Consider the following 17,249-nt stretch of genomic DNA (forward strand, 5'->3'; position numbering starts at 1 on the left):
ACTGATCGCAAGGGAGCGCTTGCGGCCTTCAAGCGCTGCAAGCGCTCGCTGGGGCGGGTGCAAAGTGTGCTGACGGACAGCGGTTACACAGGCGAGCCCTTCGCGCAAGGCGTCAAGGACATCCTGGGTGAGCATGTGACGGTGCAGATCGCCAAGAGAAGCGAGTTGCACACCTTCAAGGTCATGCCCAAGCGCTGGGTGGTTGAGCGCAGCTTTGCTTGGCTGGACAAGAACCGGCGGCTATGGAAGAACTGTGAGCGATGGCTCAACACCAGCTTACAGTTCGTCCACTTGGCGTTTCTGGCTCTGCTACTCAGAAGATCGTAAACACGTTCTAAGACAGTAGATGAACAGGATCAAAAAGAAGAGGAATCTTTCTCCGACGCATTCCCTCCTGCTTCCACTGCCGATAGTTCCTTGCTCAGCAGTGCCACGGAAACGGGCACAAAGGAAGACTTCCAACAGGTCAGCGAAGTTGACGCGGTAGTCCAGATCTTTGAGCACTGGAAACAGCGTACAGGTCGTCCTGGAGAAAAGCTGACGGCGTCCCGCACCAGCGTCGTGAAGGCCAGATTGGCCGAAGGTTTCAGTCCGTCGCAGATCTGCCGCGCGATCGACAACGCCGCTGATAGCGACTTCTATCAGGGACGTACTGCAAAACAGCCGCAGCGGATGGACACGCTCGATGTGATCTGCAAGGACTCAGACCGCATCCTGCGCCTCGGCAGCACGGCCAATGTGCGAAGCCGGTCCGGCCAACTGAAACCGGCTACCCGTAGCACGGCGGGGCACTTCGAAGCCATCCTGGGTCACCAGCACGCGGAGATCACCGACGTCGGCATGCTCCCGGCTTCGGAACCGGAAGGGGATGCAGCATGACGCCACAAGTATCCCGTGCATCCGGTGCCGTCGTGCGGGTCGTCGGCGAGTGCCTGTGCCTGGTCGCCGAACGGACCGGCAAGGAGTTCGGCCAACTGGAAGCCACTGAGTGGTGCGCGGCCTTCGCGGACTGCGATCCCATCGAGTTGCGCCAGGCGTTCGACAACTTCGCCTTGAACTCGCCTTTCGCACCCAGCATGGCTGCGATCTACCAGGAGCTGTACCGCCTGCGTTTTGGCGGCATCTCGGGTGCCTGGCTGATGGTGCAGCAGGCGGCCAAAGAGTGTTCGTACCGCGAGTTCCTAATCGTGTTCGAACACCCCGCGATCCACTTTGCCGTCGATGTCATCGGCGGGTGGTTCAAGACCACGCAGTGGGTCCGGGACATCGAGCGCGTTGGCTTTGCCCGGCGCGACTTCATGAAGGCGTTCGAGGACTACCGTCCTTCGGTCCGCTATCCGGCCGGACTGGGTGGCTTCAACGGCCGCAATGCCGTGCTCATCGGCCATCAAGGACGGGCACTGGAGGTGTACCGGCGCGGCATCAAGCAGGGGCATGCCTCCTTTCCCGGCATCGAAGTGTTGAAGCCGCAGGTTGAGCTTCGCTTTGGGGAAGCCTTGGAGGTGTGGCCCGAACGGCTGGGCGAAGAGCACATGGCCGAGCCGCCCGGGCCGCCAATCCATGTGCCTCCGCCTTGGGGGGAGGACACAAGCATCCCTGTCCCGCCCATCGCCAGCCCACGTGATAACGCCGTGTAACGCGTAACGCCGTAACACCCGATAACGCCACCGTTATCCAGCCCGTACACAGAAAGAATGACCATGACCGAAATTACTTACAGCGCCTTCGCGGCCGCAGCCGACTCCATCGAACAGGAAGGACATGAGCCCAGCGTGCGCTCCGTCCGGGACAAGCTTGGCGGAGGGTCCCACACGACCCTCATGCCCATGTTGCGGACATGGAAGGAGGCTCGTGCCGCGCGCGATGAAAGCGGCATCGACATTGACCCAGCCATCGGCGACTTGATGCGGGCCCAGCTTGTAAAAGCGATGGCGCAGGCTTCGAGCAAGGCGGAGTTGCGCGCCAAGGAGGCGGAGGACGCCTTCGATGAACTCGCAAAGCAGATGACCGAGACCGAAGCCCAACTCAACGCCAGCAATGCCGCTCTGGCCACGACGCAGGCGCAACTGCTGCGGCACCAGGGCCTATTGCAGGCCAACGAGCGGGAAATGGATGCGCTGAAGGCGCTGACGGCCGCGACGGTCGCCGAGGCCGAGCAGCGTGCCGAGCGTGAACGTGCACAGGCGGAAACCGTGCGCCAGGAACTGGTGCGCGCATCCTTGCGGCTGGAGCAGGTGCCAGACCTTCAGGCGGCATTGGACCAATCCCGGCAATTGCTGAAAGCCAGCCATGACGACGTCGCGCGCGCCCAGCGTTCAGAGGCGGTCGCTACTTCTCGGGCCCACGCGCAGCAGCAGCGTGCCAACGAAAGCGCAGCTCGGGAGTCCAGGCTCGCGCTGCAGCTGCAGCGCCTGCAGGAGGAGCGGGAAAAAGCCTCGGATGCCGAGCGGACATCGCATAAGGAGATGCTGCGGCTGTCCACCATGATGTCTGCTCTTGACGCACGCTGCGCCGTGCAGGTCGCGGAGATCGACCGGTTGCGTGATATCCAGAAGGATGTCGGCGACTCCCGTGCCGCCGCAGAGGCATCGACCTCGCCGCAACACGACTAGCGTCGCGACGTGATCCGAGGAGGCTCAGCGGGATCGTGCCTGCCGAGCTTCCTGCTCTGCGATCGTCTGGCTCAGTTCCTTGAGCGTCCGGGGCTTGTAGAGCTTGATGCCCAGTCTCGCGAGCTCTTTCTCACAGGTGGGAACCCGGCCGGCCTCGGCGGGTTCGCATTGCTGGGCCTGCAGCGTCGCGCAGGGCGTGTTCATGAGCCTCACACTGATGCCGCCGGCCGGTGTCGCTGTGATGGCCAGTTGATCGGGCTTGCCCCAGCCCGGCCCAGGCTTTTGCGTCCAAGCCAGGCCATCCGATCGGAATTCACCACTTGCGCCGATCGGCCGCACGAAGCCCGCGAAAGCGCCATTGGGAAACATGGTTTCCGGCTGATCGCTGAACTGGAACTCGGCATCTTTCGAGCCGTTGCGGTATGGGCCGAAAGGGCGCACCTCCACGATGGCTGCGATCCGTTGGCCCTTGCCGCAGCTGTAGACGCCTGCAAAGCGACCTTCGACGGGATGCGGCCCGACGATCTGCTGTTTGCATTTGCGGCCGATATCGGCGGGGTTGCCGAGCGTGATCAGGCTCGTACCGGCAGCGCACACGTTGTAGTCGACCCGCGCGCCGAAGGCCGCTTGCCATGTTCCATTCCCACTGAACGGATTGGGATGGCCTGAACTGAAGGTCTGCCAGAACGCCATGACGGCGAAGCCGAGCAGGCCGATCCCGATGATGACGGGTGCCAGTCCGAACGCCAGCATCAGCACGGGCAGCGCCAGGCACCCACCGATCCAGACCCACGCCAGCGCGGCCACGACCAGGGCCATCATGCCCATCCAGTTCGGTTGACCGATGCCGCCGACCAGGGCGGGCAGTACACCGGCGCCAATGAATCCCCCGAACAGCCCCGCGACGACGATGATGAACATCATCACCACGTTGGGAGACGCGCTGGTCAGCGCGGCGCTGCTGATGGCGTCAGCCGCGCCGAGTGCGCCCGCGCCGCCAGTGCTGCGCACCGTTCGGTCGAAGACGGGCTTGCGCATGTCGGGATGGGACCAGTCCAGCCGCAGCCTGAAGGCACGGCGGACCCACACGGCCAGCGCAATCGATGCGATGGCATAAAAAACGAGAAGAATTGATTCGAGCATAGCGATCCCCTGATTCCGAAGTGGAAGAACAAAGTTCAGGGGAGGCTTCATCGAGAACATCGAGAACATCGAGGCAGGCGCTCCTCCACGTATGCAGCTGCGGCACGCGAAAGACCACCCATGGCGAAGCGTTCCTTCATGCCCATTACAGCTTCGCGTCACCCGTGCGCGGCTTGTTGCCCTGGATGTCGCCGGCACCCGAGGACATCCAGCGCATGAAGGATCGGCCGGCTTCCAGATCCACCAGTTGGGCATGGCCGGACGCAAGGACCTTCACCCCGTTCTCGAGGCGCGGCTGATAGCTCAGGTGGAAAGCTCGGTTGCAGCCGGGATCGAGGGAAATCTTGTCCCCATTGCCCGAGCGGGCGAACGGGGGCGCGATGCACTGTGGCCCCTGGTACAGCTGCAGCCCATCGATTGCCGCTGGCCCGGGCTGCGGCACGATGCTGTTGCCGGTCACGACCATGAAGGCGCTGGGGATCACCGCCGCCCCCTTGTACTTCGCTTGCAGATCGGCCACGGTGGCGTCGTACGGGTAGCGTGAGCCCATGTCGTCGCGCCAGATGGCCCAGACCCGGCCCTCATGTACGAACAGCTTGACGAAGCTGAAATTGCTCTTCTGCTCAGGGTGCACATCGAAGCGCACACCGGCCCTGACCTTGGCCTGCGTGCGGGGGCTCGACAGCTCGTAGTCCGACATCTTCAGATTGACGGGCCGGCCATCCGTGTTCTTCGAGCCGGCAGGAAACCGCTGTTTGATGGCCGCGATGGCTTCGGCCTCGGACATTCCGAGGCGCACCCCCAGAACTTCGTAGCTGGCGATTGCGTTGCTGGTGTCCTGCGGTCTCTGGATGCCTTGGGCGAATGCGGAACTACCGAGAACCAGAGCGGCGATGATGAGGCTGGCCGCAGATCGTGAAGTAAGACGCATGTGTCTTTTTGGGGGGATGACTGGAGAGACGGGCAATTCAGCGGGAGCCGCTTACTTGCTCGATGGCTTTGCTGGTACGTCTCCGACGGAGCCGTTGAGCTTTGGATCTGCGTCACGTTGGGCTGCGACTGCGGCTTGAGCTCTGGTCGCGTCCGCAGTAGCTGTAGAGGTATCAGCCGGGGATTGCGCTGAGGCTACGGCCACCTTCGCTGAGTTGTTTGGTAATAAGGGCGCGGCTTGCCCACTGGCTGCGTTTTGCGCGGCCAAGTACAGCAGTGCTGCAGCTACGGAGACGGTGGCGCGTGTTTCAACCTTCATTTAATTGCTCCCTTGTGATGTGTCGCGACCTCGACCGTTGGTCGCATACGTGATGCCGTTTTGATTCTATGGGATTAATTTACCGTGGTCTATTTTGCACAGAATTGAGACGCTGAAATGAATGTCAACGAAGCAAGTTCAGCATCTCAAAGGTGGAAGGCCGGTCGGCGCAAAGTCCACAGATCCAGCCATCGCACAGGCGTTTGGTCAGGCCGTTGTCGCCTTGCGCTCCGCGCAAGGTGTTTCGCAGGAAGGCTTGGCACTCAAGGCAATGGTGGACCGCTCCTATCTGGGGCGGCTGGAGCGTGGCCAGAATGTTCCGAATCTGGTCGGCGTCGTGAAGATCGCCGCGGCCTTAGGGTGCAGCGCGTCAGCCCTCGTCACTCAATTCGAGAGCGAGATGTCTGTTGCAAAAGGCGCTGCGACCAGCCAGTAGTCGCGCAGAGTGGAAGTCGTCGGGTTGGACGCCATCCTCACGCTTACTTGAGCAGCTTGACACTCAGTAGGCGAAAGTATGCTGAGGTAGTACCTTGAGATACTCTGATGGAGCCCGCCATGACCGCTCCTGCCGTTCGCCCCGTGGCAATCAAGATCGACGAGGAGACAAAGGCCCGCGTGAAGCGCTTGGCTGAGGCATGCCATCGCACGTCGCATTGGCTGATGCGCGAAGCGATCACCCAGGACGTCGATCGCGCGAGGCATTCCGCCGGACGCGCTCGAGGCATGGGAGGAGTACCGGGCCACCGGAATGCTTGTGACCGTCGATGAGGCTGATGCCTGGCTTGCCCCGGCTCGAACAGGGCAACGACATCAAACCGCCTGCATGCCACGTCTAATCTGGTCGCGAACACAACATTCAGGTACCCAAGAACCTCAAGGCCGCCAAGCGGGCAGTGAAGGCCATCCACCAGAGCGTGAAGGTGCTGGAGCTTCCGCCTGGCATTGGCCGCCTCATCGAGGACGTGTCCGACGAATTCCGGGAATGGATCGCCGACTTCGGCGACAGCGGCTACGTAACCCGCTGCAGCCTTGACCTGAACGCAGTCGTCATCCTTGCGGTGCGCCACCAGAAAGAAGTGGGCTACTTATGGGGTGCAAATTTCGACCCCCCCCTGCGTCGTCGTGATTTCTTGCCCAACCTGGCACCTGCGCGTAAAGTGCCATAGCGCTCACCTCATCCGCTCAATGTCCTACCCGCCAGCCTTCTCCACCTCACTGCCCGCCATTGCGGCAGCAGGACAGCGGCTGCGCGGTTCCAGCAGTCGTAGGTTGCGAAGATAGGTCATCCATCCCCCAGTTGGCGCGCCGCACTTGACGGCGTCTTTGCGGACTTCGTCCGCCCCAACTGAAAGTTATGGATGACTGAAAACTTGTTTGAACCCACCGTCAGCGTGGCCGAGCTGCTGCCGCTGTTCCAATGCCCCGACTGGCTGAGCGTTCGGCTCGACCCCGAGCTTTCGCGAGATGGACGGCAACTGAGCGAAATTTTCCTGCGCGCGTTTGCGCTGATCCTGGGGCGCAGGCAGCCCCGCCGGGCTGCAGTGAGCTGCGTGAAAGTGGCCGGCGCTCTGCACGTGATGTTCGATTTCTCGCCGCGGCGCGGCGATCGGGAGCACTCGGTCCTGACCAGCCTGTCGGAGGCCTTGCAGGAACTGCACAACCGTCGTCTGGTGGCCGAGCTACGCGAAAGCACGCAGCCGGCCGGAAAAATTGTGCCGGACTTCGACCTGCCAGACCTGGAAGGCGGCCTCGATCTGATGACGCTGGTCAGCGGGCCGCGGGCATGCGAGCCGGTCAATGTCTTCAAGTTTGCAGAAGACGCTGATCAGCTCGAGCAGCGCATCAAAGGCCGTGATGGCGAGGCCGGGCGCAGGATCGCACAAACACTGGAGCGCTTGGCGCTCAGCGGTATCAGCCGGCCGATGGCGCCACCGCCTGGAGACTGGCTGCAACGCCTCGATGCCTTGGCGGAGAGCTTCCCAAGTTTCGAGCAGGTGATCGAGACGGCCATCCGCCCGCACATCGCACTGTGCGCGCAAGGCCTGCCGCACCGGCTTGCGCCCATCCTGCTCGTAGGCGCGCCCGGGATCGGGAAGACGAGATTCGCCAATTTGCTGGCTGACCTGCTGGGCACGCCACCACCGTTGTTCGTGTCCATGGCGGCCGAGACCAACGGCAGCTCCATTGGGGGATCAAGCACCTTCTGGTCCAACTCATCGCCAGGCCAAGTCTTCGAGTTCCTCGCCTGGGGCCGTGCCGGGCACGACCCGGTGGCGAATGGACTTCTCGTGCTCGATGAAATCGACAAAGCCAACACGACCGGGTACAGCGGGCTGGGGCCGCTGTATTCGCTTTTGGAAGAGCACACCTCGAAGTTTTTCGTTGACCAGTCGTTGCCCGATCTGGTCTTCGATGCCAGTCACTTGAGGCTTGTCGCAACAGCCAACGACATCGATCAGATCCCCGGCGCGCTGCGCTCGCGAATGCTGGTTTTCCAGATCTCGCCGCCTTCATCAGTGCAACTGGTGGCCATCGCCAGGGAGATCCTGAGCGAGCTGATCCGCAAGATGGGGGTACGGTTCTCCGCTGAGCTACCGGCAGCGCTGAACAGGCAGATTGCGGACATGAGCCCGCGAGCTATCAAGCTCGCTGCGGAGATCGCGTTCGCACGCGCGTTGATGGCGCAACGCAGCCATCTCGTTGAAGAGGACTGGCCCACGCTGCGCATGGATGAGCGCCTGCCAACTCGACGCACGGCAATGGGGTTTGTGCACAGCTGATAGGCATGTGAAAGCGCGCGTAGATCTGCAGCAGCGCCCAGCCATTCTGCTCGCCGCTGCTGCCGCTCACACGAGGGCCGGGGCCGCGGCGTCGTCATCCGGTGGCAGCAAGATGTCGATGTGGGTAGCCCCGGACGCTACTTGTCCTGTGCCAGCCGTGGGCGGCAGCTTGAACACCGCGCGGTCCTGATCACGCACCAGCATGCCGGCGATCTCCGACACGAGTTCCGGTCGCTTGGACATGATCCACTTGCCGATGATCACGGCTTGGCGCGTGATGCGTTTTCGCTCGGCCGCATCGTGCTGTGCGAGCAACTGGGCGCGTCGGTTTTTGAGCTGCTGCAGTTTGATGTCAATTGACTCGATGTTGTTGGGTGTCATGGCGGCATTTGGATACGTTGGCTCAGTACAGTGTATGAATTGGCAAGCCAGCTGTGGGGCTGCGTGGTCCTGATTACCCCCGGTCATTTCGCCCATATTGCGAATGGCTCTTGGATAGTGGTCGCGAACGACTTACCCCTGAATGGCGCACTTAGAGTAATCCCGCTCCGCAGGATTACGTGCGGTCAGGGCGGCGCCCCGACACCCCTGAGGAACTGCGAATGGCTATTTTTCACTTGAGCGCACGCGCGCCCATTGCTCGCGCCAGCGGCCGCTCCGCGACGGCCGCCGCTGCATACCGTGCCGGTGCGTTGATCATTGATCAGCGCACCGGGCAAGTCTTCGACTACCGCCGCCGAAGGGGCGTGCTCGATGCGCGCATCCACCTGCCGAGTGGCCGGCTCGTGCTTGACCGCCAGCAGTTCTGGAACGGCATCGAAATACACCACCGTCGACGTGACGCGGTCCTTGCAAGGGAGGTTGTGCTCGCGCTTCCCGGCGAGCTTGATGCCGACGAACGGGCCGCGCTGGCTTTCAGCTTCTCCAAGGAAATCGCCCAAGAGTTTGGGGTCGGCGTGGACTGCGCCCTGCACATGCCGTCCCGTGATGGCGATGATCGAAATTTTCACGCGCACCTGCTCCTGACCGCATGCACGGTCGACGCCGACGGCGTGCTCGGAAAAAAGGCAGAGCGGCTCGACCCCATCGCGTGCAAGCGAAGTGGCGCGGCGGATTCCGTGTCGTGGTTGCGGCCACGTTGGGAGCACTCGGTGAACGCTGCGCTTGCCCGCAAGGGCTCCGATGCGCGTGTTGACCACCGCAGCTTCAAGGCCCGGGGGATTGACCGACTCCCCACTGGCCACGTTGGCATCAACGGTGCTGCAGCCCGAGAGCGAGCCAGTCTCAACGCGCGTCTACGACGCCGGAATGCGCGGATTGCGGATATTGACGAGCAAATGAGCAAGTTGGTGCGCATGAAAGCGCGTCTCGCTGCGCGGACCGAGCCCAAACCAGACGCTCAGCGCCCGGAGCATGTCGAGGACCGTGCGTCCGACTTGCTGGTGTGGCGGCGCCGACCACAGCCAACGATGTCGAAGGGCGCGGTCTTCAGGCCGATGGCAAAGCCTGAAGGTCCACGAGCCGATTCCCAACAAGAAGCCGCAAGTAACGGCTCGCGCCCGGCCCGGCGACGTCCAGGACGCTGATTTCGGGGGCGTTCCAAGGTTCAGGGCGACCCCTCTGCCGGGGTTGAATGCGCGGCTGTAGAATGCATGCATCGAATGCATTCGAGGTGATCGCCATGGCTATGCTGACAGTTCGCAACCTTTCCGAGGAAGTGCACCGTGCTCTGCGCGTCCGTGCTGCCCAGCACGGCCAGAGCATGGAGGCCGAGGTGCGCGAGATTTTGGAGTCAGCGATCAGCCCCAAGGGGCGCGTGAAGCTGGGTTCTCTCCTGGCCGACATGGGCCGTCAAGCCAAACTGAGCGATGAAGAATTCGCGGTGTTCGAGCAAGTGCGCGACAAGACGCCTGCACGGCCTGTGAGCTTCGAATGATCTTGCTCGACACGAATGTGATGTCGGAGCCACTCCGGCACGCTCCTGAGCCGCGTGTGATCGAGTGGATCGACGCTCAGGCAATGGAGACCTTGTTCCTCTCCGCCATCGCGGTGGCGGAGTTGCGGGCAGGTGTCGCACTGCTGCCGACTGGCAAGCGACGCGCAGGCCTGCAAGAGAACTTGGAAAAGCGGGTGTTGCCGTTGTTCGCCGGTCGCGTGCTGCCGTTCGACCTGGCCTGCACCCAGGCATATGCGGCGCTGATGGCGAAGGCCCGCGGCGCTGGCTTGGCCGTCGCCACGGCCGATGGCTACATCGCGGCGATCGCGGCGGCCAACGGCTTTGCCGTTGCCACCCGAGACACCAGCCCGTTCGAGGCAGCGGGTGTCACCGTCATCAACCCATGGGCTCAGGTGTAGGCATGCGCAGGCCTATGCGGAGTTCGCTCCCGTACTTTTTTATCGCGGCTGAAGCCGCGCCCGTTCCGCAGGGGCGGGGTCTGGATCGTGTCAGCCAATGAACGCAGTAGAAATCGAACAAGCCATTTCAGAACTGGCTCTGCAACCCTTTGACGCAGCGGAATTCCCGTTCACGTTTCTGGCCGCCTTCGGCAACAAGGACACCACACTCAAGCGCCTGCGTACGGGCAACAACAATGCCTCGGACGTGGCCGGCGGCGTGCTGCTGCGCAACAACATCCACCTGGCAGTGTGCGCGGCCGGCACCGTGAGCGACACGCTCAAGGCGCTGCGCGCCAGCCCGGCCACGACGAAGGCCAAGGCCAAGTTCATCCTCGCCACTGATGGCCAGACCCTGGAAGCCGAAGAACTGGCCAGCGGCGAAACCATCGTCAGCGCCTTTCCAGACTTCCCGAACCACTTTGGTTTCCTGCTGCCGCTGGCCGGCATCTCCACCATCAAGGAGATCAAGGACAACCCCATCGACGTGCGCGCCACAGGGCGCCTGAACAAGCTCTACGTCGAACTGCTGCGCGAGAACCCGGCCTGGGCCACGGACGAGCGCCGCAGCGACATGAACCACTTCATGGCGCGCCTGGTGTTCTGCTTTTTTGCTGAAGACACCGACATCTTCAATGGCAAAGGCCTGTTCACCCAGACCGTGGATCAGATGAGCGCCAGCGACGGCAGCAACACCCACGAGGTGCTGTCGGAGATCTTCCGCGCCATGAACATCAAGGTGGCATACCGCGCCACCGCCATGCCACGTTTGCCTAATTGGGCCAACGGCTTCCCTTACGTGAACGGCGGCTTGTTCTCTGGCAGCACTGAGGTGCCGCGCTTCACGCGCATGGCGCGCACCTACCTGCTACACGCCGGGGCCTTGACCTGGCGCGAGATCAACCCCGACATCTTCGGCAGCATGATCCAGGCCGTGGCTGACGACGAGGAGCGCGGCGCCCTGGGCATGCACTACACCAGCGTGCCCAACATCTTGAAGGTGTTGAATCCACTGTTCTTGGATGACCTGCGTGCTGCGCTGGATGAGGCGAGCGACAACGAGCGCAAGCTGCTGAACTTGCGTAAGCGCATAGCGCGCATCAGGGTGTTCGATCCGGCCTGCGGGTCGGGAAACTTTCTGGTCATTGCTTACAAGCAAATGCGCGACATCGAAGCGGAGATCAACCGCCGAAGGGATGAACTTCATTTGGGGAGCGAGATCCCGCTAACTAACTTCAGAGGCATCGAGCTTCGCAACTTCCCAGCAGAAATTGCGCGCTTGGCGCTCATCATCGCCGAGTTCCAGTGCGACGTGCTGCATCGAGGGCAGAAAGATGCCCTGGCGGAGTTCTTACCATTGGATGCGCAGAATTGGATTGTCTGCGGCAATGCTCTGCAGCTTGATTGGCTAAGTATCTGTCCTCCAACTGGTACGGGAGTCAAACTACTCGCTGATGACTTGTTTGAAGCGCCACTTGACCAAGCGCAGATCGATTTCGCGAATGAGGGTGGAGAAACGTACATTTGCGGCAACCCACCGTATCGCGGAAGCAAGTGGCAAACAGACGAGCAGAAGAATGATTTGGCTAACGCTTGGGTAAAACATCCGAAGCTGGCAAAGACCACAGACTTAGTTTCCGGGTGGTTTGCGCGCTTCTTCGACTATGCCGATAAAGTTCCGAACGCTGTTTCGGCCTTCGTCGCGACCAACAGCGTGTGCCAGGGGCAACAGGCGATCGACGTTTGGCCAGTCGCGTTTGAACGTCACTGTGAGCTTCGATTCGCACACACCTCGTTTAAATGGGCAAATCTTGCTAGCAAGAATGCCGGTGTGACAGTAGTGGTGGTCGGATTGGGAAAGAAATCATCATTGCCCAAGAAGCTCTATCAGAATGAATTAGTTAAGCAGTGTTCAGCAATAGGGCCATATCTTGTGCCAGATAGCCTTGCCTATGTGCAAAAGGCGACTGAACCAATTGGTGAGCAATCGACCATGCTGTTCGGAAATATGCCCCGTGATGGAGGGAATCTGTTTCTAAATAGTGATTTGGCAAGAATTGTCACAACCGAAGACGCAGCCGTGCAGCGCTTCGTCAAGCGCTTCGTCGGTTCGGATGAACTCATCAACGGAAGACAGCGGTATTGCTTGTGGATCGAAGATGAAGATGCAGACATCGCAAAAGAAAGTGCCTTCATCGCGCAACGTCTCAAGTTGGTCGCGGAAAGTCGCAGTGAATCTGATGCTGAGTCAACGCGTCAATTTTCCAAGCGGCCACACCGTTTTGTCCAGATCGCAGGGGTAGCAAAGGAGAATCAGATCTTGGTTCCTGGCGTCAGCTCGGAAAACCGACCATATCTACCTTGCGACTATTTGCCGGCAAATTGCATCGTGTCGAACAAATGCTTTGCGCTTTACGATGCACCGCTCTGGAACCTCGCACTCATTGCTTCGCGCTTGCACTGGGTTTGGATAGGCACTGTTTGCGTGCGAATGCGAACGGACTTTTCCTATTCCAATACTGTCGGATGGAACACTTTTCCAGTGCCGCTTCTCACTGATCAAAACAAAGCCGATTTGACCAGTTGCGCAGAAAGCATCTTGCTGAGTCGAGAAGCACACTTCCCGGCCACCATTGCTGACCTGTATGACCCGGAAAACATGCCGGATAACCTGCGCCACGCCCACGAGCGTAACGACGAAGTTCTAGAGCGGATTTACATAGGTCGCCGCTGCAAAAATGACACTGAGCGCCTGGAAAAGTTGTTTGAGCTGTATACGAAGATGACGGCAGTAAAAAAGAGCAAGCCTGCCGCAAAGGCAGCAAAAGGAAGGAAGAAAACATCATGAGCGACCAGGCCACCAATCCGACCAACGCATACACCGTGCCGTCGGTGTCCATTGCCACGGCGCGCACGGGTGCGTCTAGCAAGGCCAACGCACTGGGCATGCGCGCCATGCAGGAGCGTGCTTATGCCAAGCGCGGCGAGCAGTACCTGCTGATCAAGTCGCCACCGGCCTCTGGCAAGTCGCGCGCGTTGATGTTCATTGCGCTGGACAAGCTGCATAACCAAGGCCTGGAGCAGGCCATCGTGGTGGTGCCGGAGCGGTCCATCGGCGGCAGCTTTGCGGACGAAGCCTTGACACGGTTCGGCTTCTACTGGGACTGGCAGGTGGCTCCGCAATGGAACCTGTGCAACGCGCCCGGCGGCGATGAACCCCGTGCAGCCAAGTCCAAGGTTGACGCGGTGCGCCAGTTCTTGGCCAGCAGCGACAAGGTGCTGGTCTGCACACATGCAACCTTCCGGTTCGCGGTGGAAGAGATGGGCATCGCGGCTTTTGACAACCGGCTGATCGCCATCGACGAGTTTCACCACGTCTCCAGCAACCCGGACAACGTGCTGGGCAGCCAACTGGGCGCCTTCATTGCCCGCGACAAAGTGCACTTGGTGGCCATGACGGGCTCTTACTTCCGGGGCGACAGTGAGGCGGTGTTGGGTCCGGCGGACGAATCTCGATTCGAGACCATCACCTACACCTACTACGAACAGCTCAACGGATACCAGTGGCTCAAGTCGCTGGACATCGGCTATTTCTTCTACACCGGGCCGTATGTGGACGCCGTGACCAAGGTGTTGGACCCCGCGCTGAAGACCATCGTCCACATCCCCAACGTCAACGCGCGCGAGAGCCTGAAGGACAAGCAGCGCGAAGTCGACGAGATCATGCACGGCCTGGGCACCTGGACAGGCGTTGATCCCGTCACCGGCTTTCATTTGGTTCAGACGAAAGAAGGCCGCGTGCTGAAGGTGGCAGACCTGGTCGACGACAGCGATGCGGCCAAGCGCACGCGGGTGCTGGGCGCGCTTAAAGACCCGGCGCACAAGGACGACCGCGACCATGTGGACGTGATCATCGCGCTGGGTATGGCCAAGGAGGGCTTCGATTGGATCTGGTGCGAACATGCGCTGACCATCGGCTACCGCAGCAGCCTGACCGAAATCGTGCAGATCATCGGCCGCGCTACGCGAGACGCCAAGGGCAAGGAGCGCTCGCGCTTCACCAATCTGATCGCAGAGCCGACGGCCGAGCAATCCGCCGTGACCGAGGCCGTGAACGACATGCTCAAGGCGATCTCAGCCAGTCTGCTGATGGAGCAGGTGCTGGCGCCGCGCTATGAGTTCACGCCCAAGAATGCGGGTGCTCAGGATGGCTTTGTGTACAACGGTGGCGAGGGCTACCAAGAAGGCCGGACGAATGTTGGCGTGAACGAGGCCACAGGCCAGTATCACGTCGAGATCAACGGCCTGGCCAAGCCAGAGACGCCAGAGGCTACCCGCATCTGCAAGGAAGACTTGAACGAGGTGGTCACCAGCTTTTTGCAGGACAAGACCGCGCTGGAACGCGGCCTGTTCGACAAGGAAAACACCGTACCCGAAGAACTGACGCAGTTGCGCATGGGAAAGATCGTGCGTGAGCGGTACCCGGAGCTGAGCGAGGCCGACCAGGAGGCCATTCGGCAGCACGCCATCGCCGCCATGAACATCACCCAGCAGGCCAAACTGGCCTTGGCCCAAGCCGATGCTGGCGGCAGCACGGTGCAGGGCAGCACGGCATTGCTGGACGGCGTGCGCAAGTTCGTCAACGTGCGCGATCTGGACATCGACCTGATCGACAGCATCAATCCGTTTGACGCCGCCTATTCGGTACTGGCCAAGGCGATGGACGAGAAATCGCTGCGCCAGGTGCAGGCCGCCATTGCGGCAAAAAAGGTGAGCATCCCCGAGGAGGAAGCGCGCGACCTATCGAAGCGGGCCCTGCAGTTCAAGAACGAGCGTGGCCGCCTGCCCGACATCAACTCGGCCGATGCCTGGGAAAAACGCATGGCAGAAGGCGTGGCAGCCTTTGCGCGATATCGCGCCCAGGCCAAGGCAGCGCAGGCGAAAGGAGAGACCAGCAATGGCTGATTTAGACGATGACGAGCTGCTGGACGCTCTGGGCGTCGACGCGACGCCACTCAAGACCTCAAGCCACACGCCGCGCGAGGAACGCATCATCGCGGGCTTTGAAGACATCCTACGCTTCCACCAGACCCATGGGCGAGTACCTCAGCATAGCGAGGGTGGCGACATCTTCGAGCGGTTGTATGCCGTGCGGCTGGACCAGTTGCGCAAGTTGCCGGAAGCGCTTGCGCTGTTGGCAGGACTGGATACCCCGGGGCTGCTGAGCGGCGCCGTTGTAGCCCACACGGATGTGGATGCCTTGGACGAAGATGCTCTGCTGGCCGAGCTGGGCATTAGCGTAGAGCCTGCGGACGCCAGCGACATCACTGTGCTTCGCCACGTCAGATCCAGTGTCGAGAAACGTGCGGCTGAAGAGGTGGCAGACCGCACGCCGTGCGAGGACTTCGAACGTTTCCAACCCCTGTTTGAGCAGGTGGAGCGCGAACTGAAATCCGGCGTGCGCAAGGCCCTTCCTTTTGGCCGCGATGCCAGCGTTTTCCATGGCAACTACTTCATCGTGGGCGGCCAGCTTGCCTACGTGGCCGAGGTCGGCGACACGATCAAGGCCCCGAACGGCGAGAGCGATGCGCGCTTGCGCGTCATCTACGCCAACGGCACCGAAAGCAACCTGCTGCGCCGCTCGTTGCAACGGGCGCTCTACAAGGACGAGACCGGTCGGCGTCTTTCTGACCCCGACATGGGCCCTCTGTTCGGTGGCGAAGCCGAGCCCGACGACATCGAGTCCGGCACCATCTATGTGCTGCGCAGCAAGTCCAACCATCCGTTTGTGGCCGAACACCGCGAGTTGATCCACAAGATCGGCGTGACCGGCGGCAGGGTGGAGACCCGCATCGCCGCTGCCGACAAGGATGCCACCTACCTGCTGGCTGATGTCGACATCGTCGCGACCTATAAGTTGCACAACCTGAACCGCACCAGGCTGGAGAACATCTTTCATCGCCTGTTCGGCGCCGCTCAGCTGGACCTGACGATAGAAGATCGCTTTGGAAATCCGGTCAAACCAAGGGAGTGGTTTCTGGTGCCACTGCATGTGATCGATGAGGCCGTGCAGTGCATTCGCGATGGGTCGATCACCGGCGTGTCATATGACCTCAACACCGCTCGGCTGATTCGTGGTGCGCAGTAGATTTATACTGTGCAAATAAACAGTGCATTGATGTGCTGCACTGAGAGATGACTTATGGGAAAAGACACCCGCATTGAATGGACGCACCACACCTTCAATCCATGGTGGGGTTGCGTGCGCGTGTCCGATGCTTGTGACCATTGCTATGCTGAAACCTGGGCTAAACGGCTCGGGGAAGATGTTTGGGGCGCAAAGTCTGAGCGCCGCTTTTTTAGCGATGCGCACTGGAAGGAGCCCCTGAAGTGGGACCGCGAAGCGAAGGAGAGCAAGACCAGGCGGCGTGTGTTTTGCGCCTCCATGGCGGACGTTTTTGAGAACCGTAAAGACCTGGTTCCCCATCGGCTTCGTTTGTTGGAACTCATCGCGGCTACGCCCCATCTTGACTGGCTGCTGTTGACCAAGCGGATTCACTTGGTGCGCAAGCAACTGCCGAAGGGCTACGAGTTTCCTTCCAGTGTCTGGCTGGGTGCAACCGTCGAGAACCAAGACGCTGCTGGCAAGCGCCTGAAGTATCTTCTGGAATTTGACACGCCCGCGGTACGGTTCCTTTCGTGCGAGCCGCTGCTAGGGCCACTTGACTTGCGCCCTTGGTTGCGGGTGGGCGAGGCCGGTACGCGGGTGGATTGGGTCATCGCTGGCGGCGAGTCAGGGCCGGGTTCGCGGCCCATGGAACCGCAGTGGCCAGACGACCTTCGCAAGCAATGCAACGAAGCTGGCGTGGCGTTTCACTTCAAACAATGGGGGCATTGGGCCCCCCTTGAGCAGTCGTCGGACGTCGTGACCGGACGGACCCCGATTCACATCGTCAGGCGCGATGGTTCAGAGGTTAAATTGGCCGCTGTCGGCAAAGGGAAAGCCGGCCGCACTTTGGGCGGGCGCCATTGGGATCAGTTTCCGAACGTCGAGAATCAGGTTTAGCCTCG

At 61.1% G+C, this 17,249-nt stretch carries 18 protein-coding genes; 15 read left to right on the forward strand and 3 right to left on the reverse strand.

Annotation, left to right across the window (positions count from 1 at the left end; genetic code table 11):
* From AX018_RS19475 to AX018_RS19490, 4 genes are all read left to right on the forward strand, one after another.
* Nucleotides 1-327, forward strand: a 327-nt coding sequence (locus AX018_RS19475; RefSeq protein WP_146749212.1) for a transposase, incomplete at its 5' end; no start/stop codon positions are given.
* Nucleotides 328-417: 90 nt separating this feature from the next.
* Nucleotides 418-879 carry a hypothetical protein gene (locus AX018_RS19480; RefSeq protein ID WP_111880738.1) on the forward strand — a complete coding sequence of 154 codons (462 nt, stop codon included), beginning with the start codon at nucleotides 418-420 and terminating at the stop codon, nucleotides 877-879.
* On the forward strand, nucleotides 876-1,637 hold the full coding sequence (locus AX018_RS19485) for a hypothetical protein (protein WP_146749372.1): 762 nt from the start codon (nucleotides 876-878) through the stop codon (nucleotides 1,635-1,637). Before AX018_RS19480 ends, AX018_RS19485 begins: the two co-directional genes overlap by 4 nt.
* A gap of 57 nt (nucleotides 1,638-1,694) precedes the next feature.
* On the forward strand, nucleotides 1,695-2,612 hold the full coding sequence (locus tag AX018_RS19490; protein WP_111880743.1) for a DNA-binding protein: 918 nt from the start codon (nucleotides 1,695-1,697) through the stop codon (nucleotides 2,610-2,612).
* Nucleotides 2,613-2,636: 24 nt separating this feature from the next.
* On the opposite strand, the gene AX018_RS19495 is transcribed toward AX018_RS19490, so the two are convergent.
* Together AX018_RS19495 and AX018_RS19500 are read right to left on the reverse strand one after the other, a co-directional pair.
* Nucleotides 2,637-3,824: a hypothetical protein gene (locus tag AX018_RS19495; RefSeq protein WP_146749373.1), complete on the reverse strand. Its 1,188-nt coding sequence runs from the start codon at nucleotides 3,822-3,824 to the stop codon at nucleotides 2,637-2,639.
* A 76-nt stretch (nucleotides 3,825-3,900) separates the two neighbouring features.
* Complete coding sequence (locus tag AX018_RS19500; protein WP_146749374.1) at nucleotides 3,901-4,686, reverse strand: hypothetical protein; 786 nt, start codon at nucleotides 4,684-4,686, stop codon at nucleotides 3,901-3,903.
* Nucleotides 4,687-5,125: 439 nt separating this feature from the next.
* Between AX018_RS19500 and AX018_RS19505 the strand changes: the two genes are divergently transcribed.
* From AX018_RS19505 to AX018_RS19520, 4 genes are all read left to right on the forward strand, one after another.
* Complete coding sequence (locus AX018_RS19505; protein WP_111880750.1) at nucleotides 5,126-5,440, forward strand: helix-turn-helix domain-containing protein; 315 nt, start codon at nucleotides 5,126-5,128, stop codon at nucleotides 5,438-5,440.
* Between the two features lie 119 nt (nucleotides 5,441-5,559).
* Nucleotides 5,560-5,772: a CopG family ribbon-helix-helix protein gene (locus tag AX018_RS19510; protein WP_245951712.1), complete on the forward strand. Its 213-nt coding sequence runs from the start codon at nucleotides 5,560-5,562 to the stop codon at nucleotides 5,770-5,772.
* 86 nt (nucleotides 5,773-5,858) lie between these two features.
* The gene (locus AX018_RS19515) at nucleotides 5,859-6,170 is read left to right on the forward strand and encodes a type II toxin-antitoxin system RelE/ParE family toxin (RefSeq protein WP_111880753.1); all 312 of its coding nucleotides are present in this window, start codon (nucleotides 5,859-5,861) and stop codon (nucleotides 6,168-6,170) included.
* Between the two features lie 192 nt (nucleotides 6,171-6,362).
* Complete coding sequence (locus AX018_RS19520) at nucleotides 6,363-7,784, forward strand: AAA family ATPase (RefSeq protein ID WP_111880755.1); 1,422 nt, start codon at nucleotides 6,363-6,365, stop codon at nucleotides 7,782-7,784.
* A 66-nt stretch (nucleotides 7,785-7,850) separates the two neighbouring features.
* Here AX018_RS19520 and AX018_RS19525 read toward each other — a convergent pair whose 3' ends face one another.
* Nucleotides 7,851-8,165 carry a hypothetical protein gene (locus tag AX018_RS19525; protein ID WP_111880758.1) on the reverse strand — a complete coding sequence of 105 codons (315 nt, stop codon included), beginning with the start codon at nucleotides 8,163-8,165 and terminating at the stop codon, nucleotides 7,851-7,853.
* 221 nt (nucleotides 8,166-8,386) lie between these two features.
* On the opposite strand from AX018_RS19525, the gene AX018_RS19530 reads away from it, so the two are divergent.
* The 7 genes from AX018_RS19530 to AX018_RS19560 all read left to right on the forward strand — a co-directional run bounded on the left by AX018_RS19530 (nucleotide 8,387) and on the right by AX018_RS19560 (nucleotide 17,244).
* Nucleotides 8,387-9,370 carry a MobA/MobL family protein gene (locus AX018_RS19530; RefSeq protein WP_111880760.1) on the forward strand — a complete coding sequence of 328 codons (984 nt, stop codon included), beginning with the start codon at nucleotides 8,387-8,389 and terminating at the stop codon, nucleotides 9,368-9,370.
* Nucleotides 9,371-9,465: 95 nt separating this feature from the next.
* Nucleotides 9,466-9,720: a FitA-like ribbon-helix-helix domain-containing protein gene (locus AX018_RS19535; protein WP_087748584.1), complete on the forward strand. Its 255-nt coding sequence runs from the start codon at nucleotides 9,466-9,468 to the stop codon at nucleotides 9,718-9,720.
* On the forward strand, nucleotides 9,717-10,139 hold the full coding sequence (locus AX018_RS19540; RefSeq protein WP_111880762.1) for a type II toxin-antitoxin system VapC family toxin: 423 nt from the start codon (nucleotides 9,717-9,719) through the stop codon (nucleotides 10,137-10,139). The genes AX018_RS19535 and AX018_RS19540 overlap by 4 nt, the downstream gene beginning before the upstream one ends.
* 97 nt (nucleotides 10,140-10,236) lie before the next feature.
* Nucleotides 10,237-13,026, forward strand: coding sequence for a class I SAM-dependent DNA methyltransferase (locus tag AX018_RS19545; protein WP_111880765.1), 2,790 nt, complete (start codon nucleotides 10,237-10,239; stop codon nucleotides 13,024-13,026).
* Nucleotides 13,023-15,143, forward strand: a complete 2,121-nt coding sequence (locus AX018_RS19550; RefSeq protein ID WP_111880767.1) for a DEAD/DEAH box helicase — start codon at nucleotides 13,023-13,025, stop codon at nucleotides 15,141-15,143. Before AX018_RS19545 ends, AX018_RS19550 begins: the two co-directional genes overlap by 4 nt.
* On the forward strand, nucleotides 15,136-16,326 hold the full coding sequence (locus AX018_RS19555) for a GIY-YIG nuclease family protein (protein ID WP_111880770.1): 1,191 nt from the start codon (nucleotides 15,136-15,138) through the stop codon (nucleotides 16,324-16,326). The genes AX018_RS19550 and AX018_RS19555 overlap by 8 nt, the downstream gene beginning before the upstream one ends.
* A gap of 54 nt (nucleotides 16,327-16,380) precedes the next feature.
* On the forward strand, nucleotides 16,381-17,244 hold the full coding sequence (locus AX018_RS19560) for a DUF5131 family protein (RefSeq protein WP_111880772.1): 864 nt from the start codon (nucleotides 16,381-16,383) through the stop codon (nucleotides 17,242-17,244).
* Nucleotides 17,245-17,249: the final 5 nt, after the last annotated feature.

Origin of the sequence: Paracidovorax anthurii, from assembly GCF_003269065.1 — a bacterium.
GTDB classification, from domain to species: domain Bacteria; phylum Pseudomonadota; class Gammaproteobacteria; order Burkholderiales; family Burkholderiaceae_C; genus Paracidovorax; species Paracidovorax anthurii.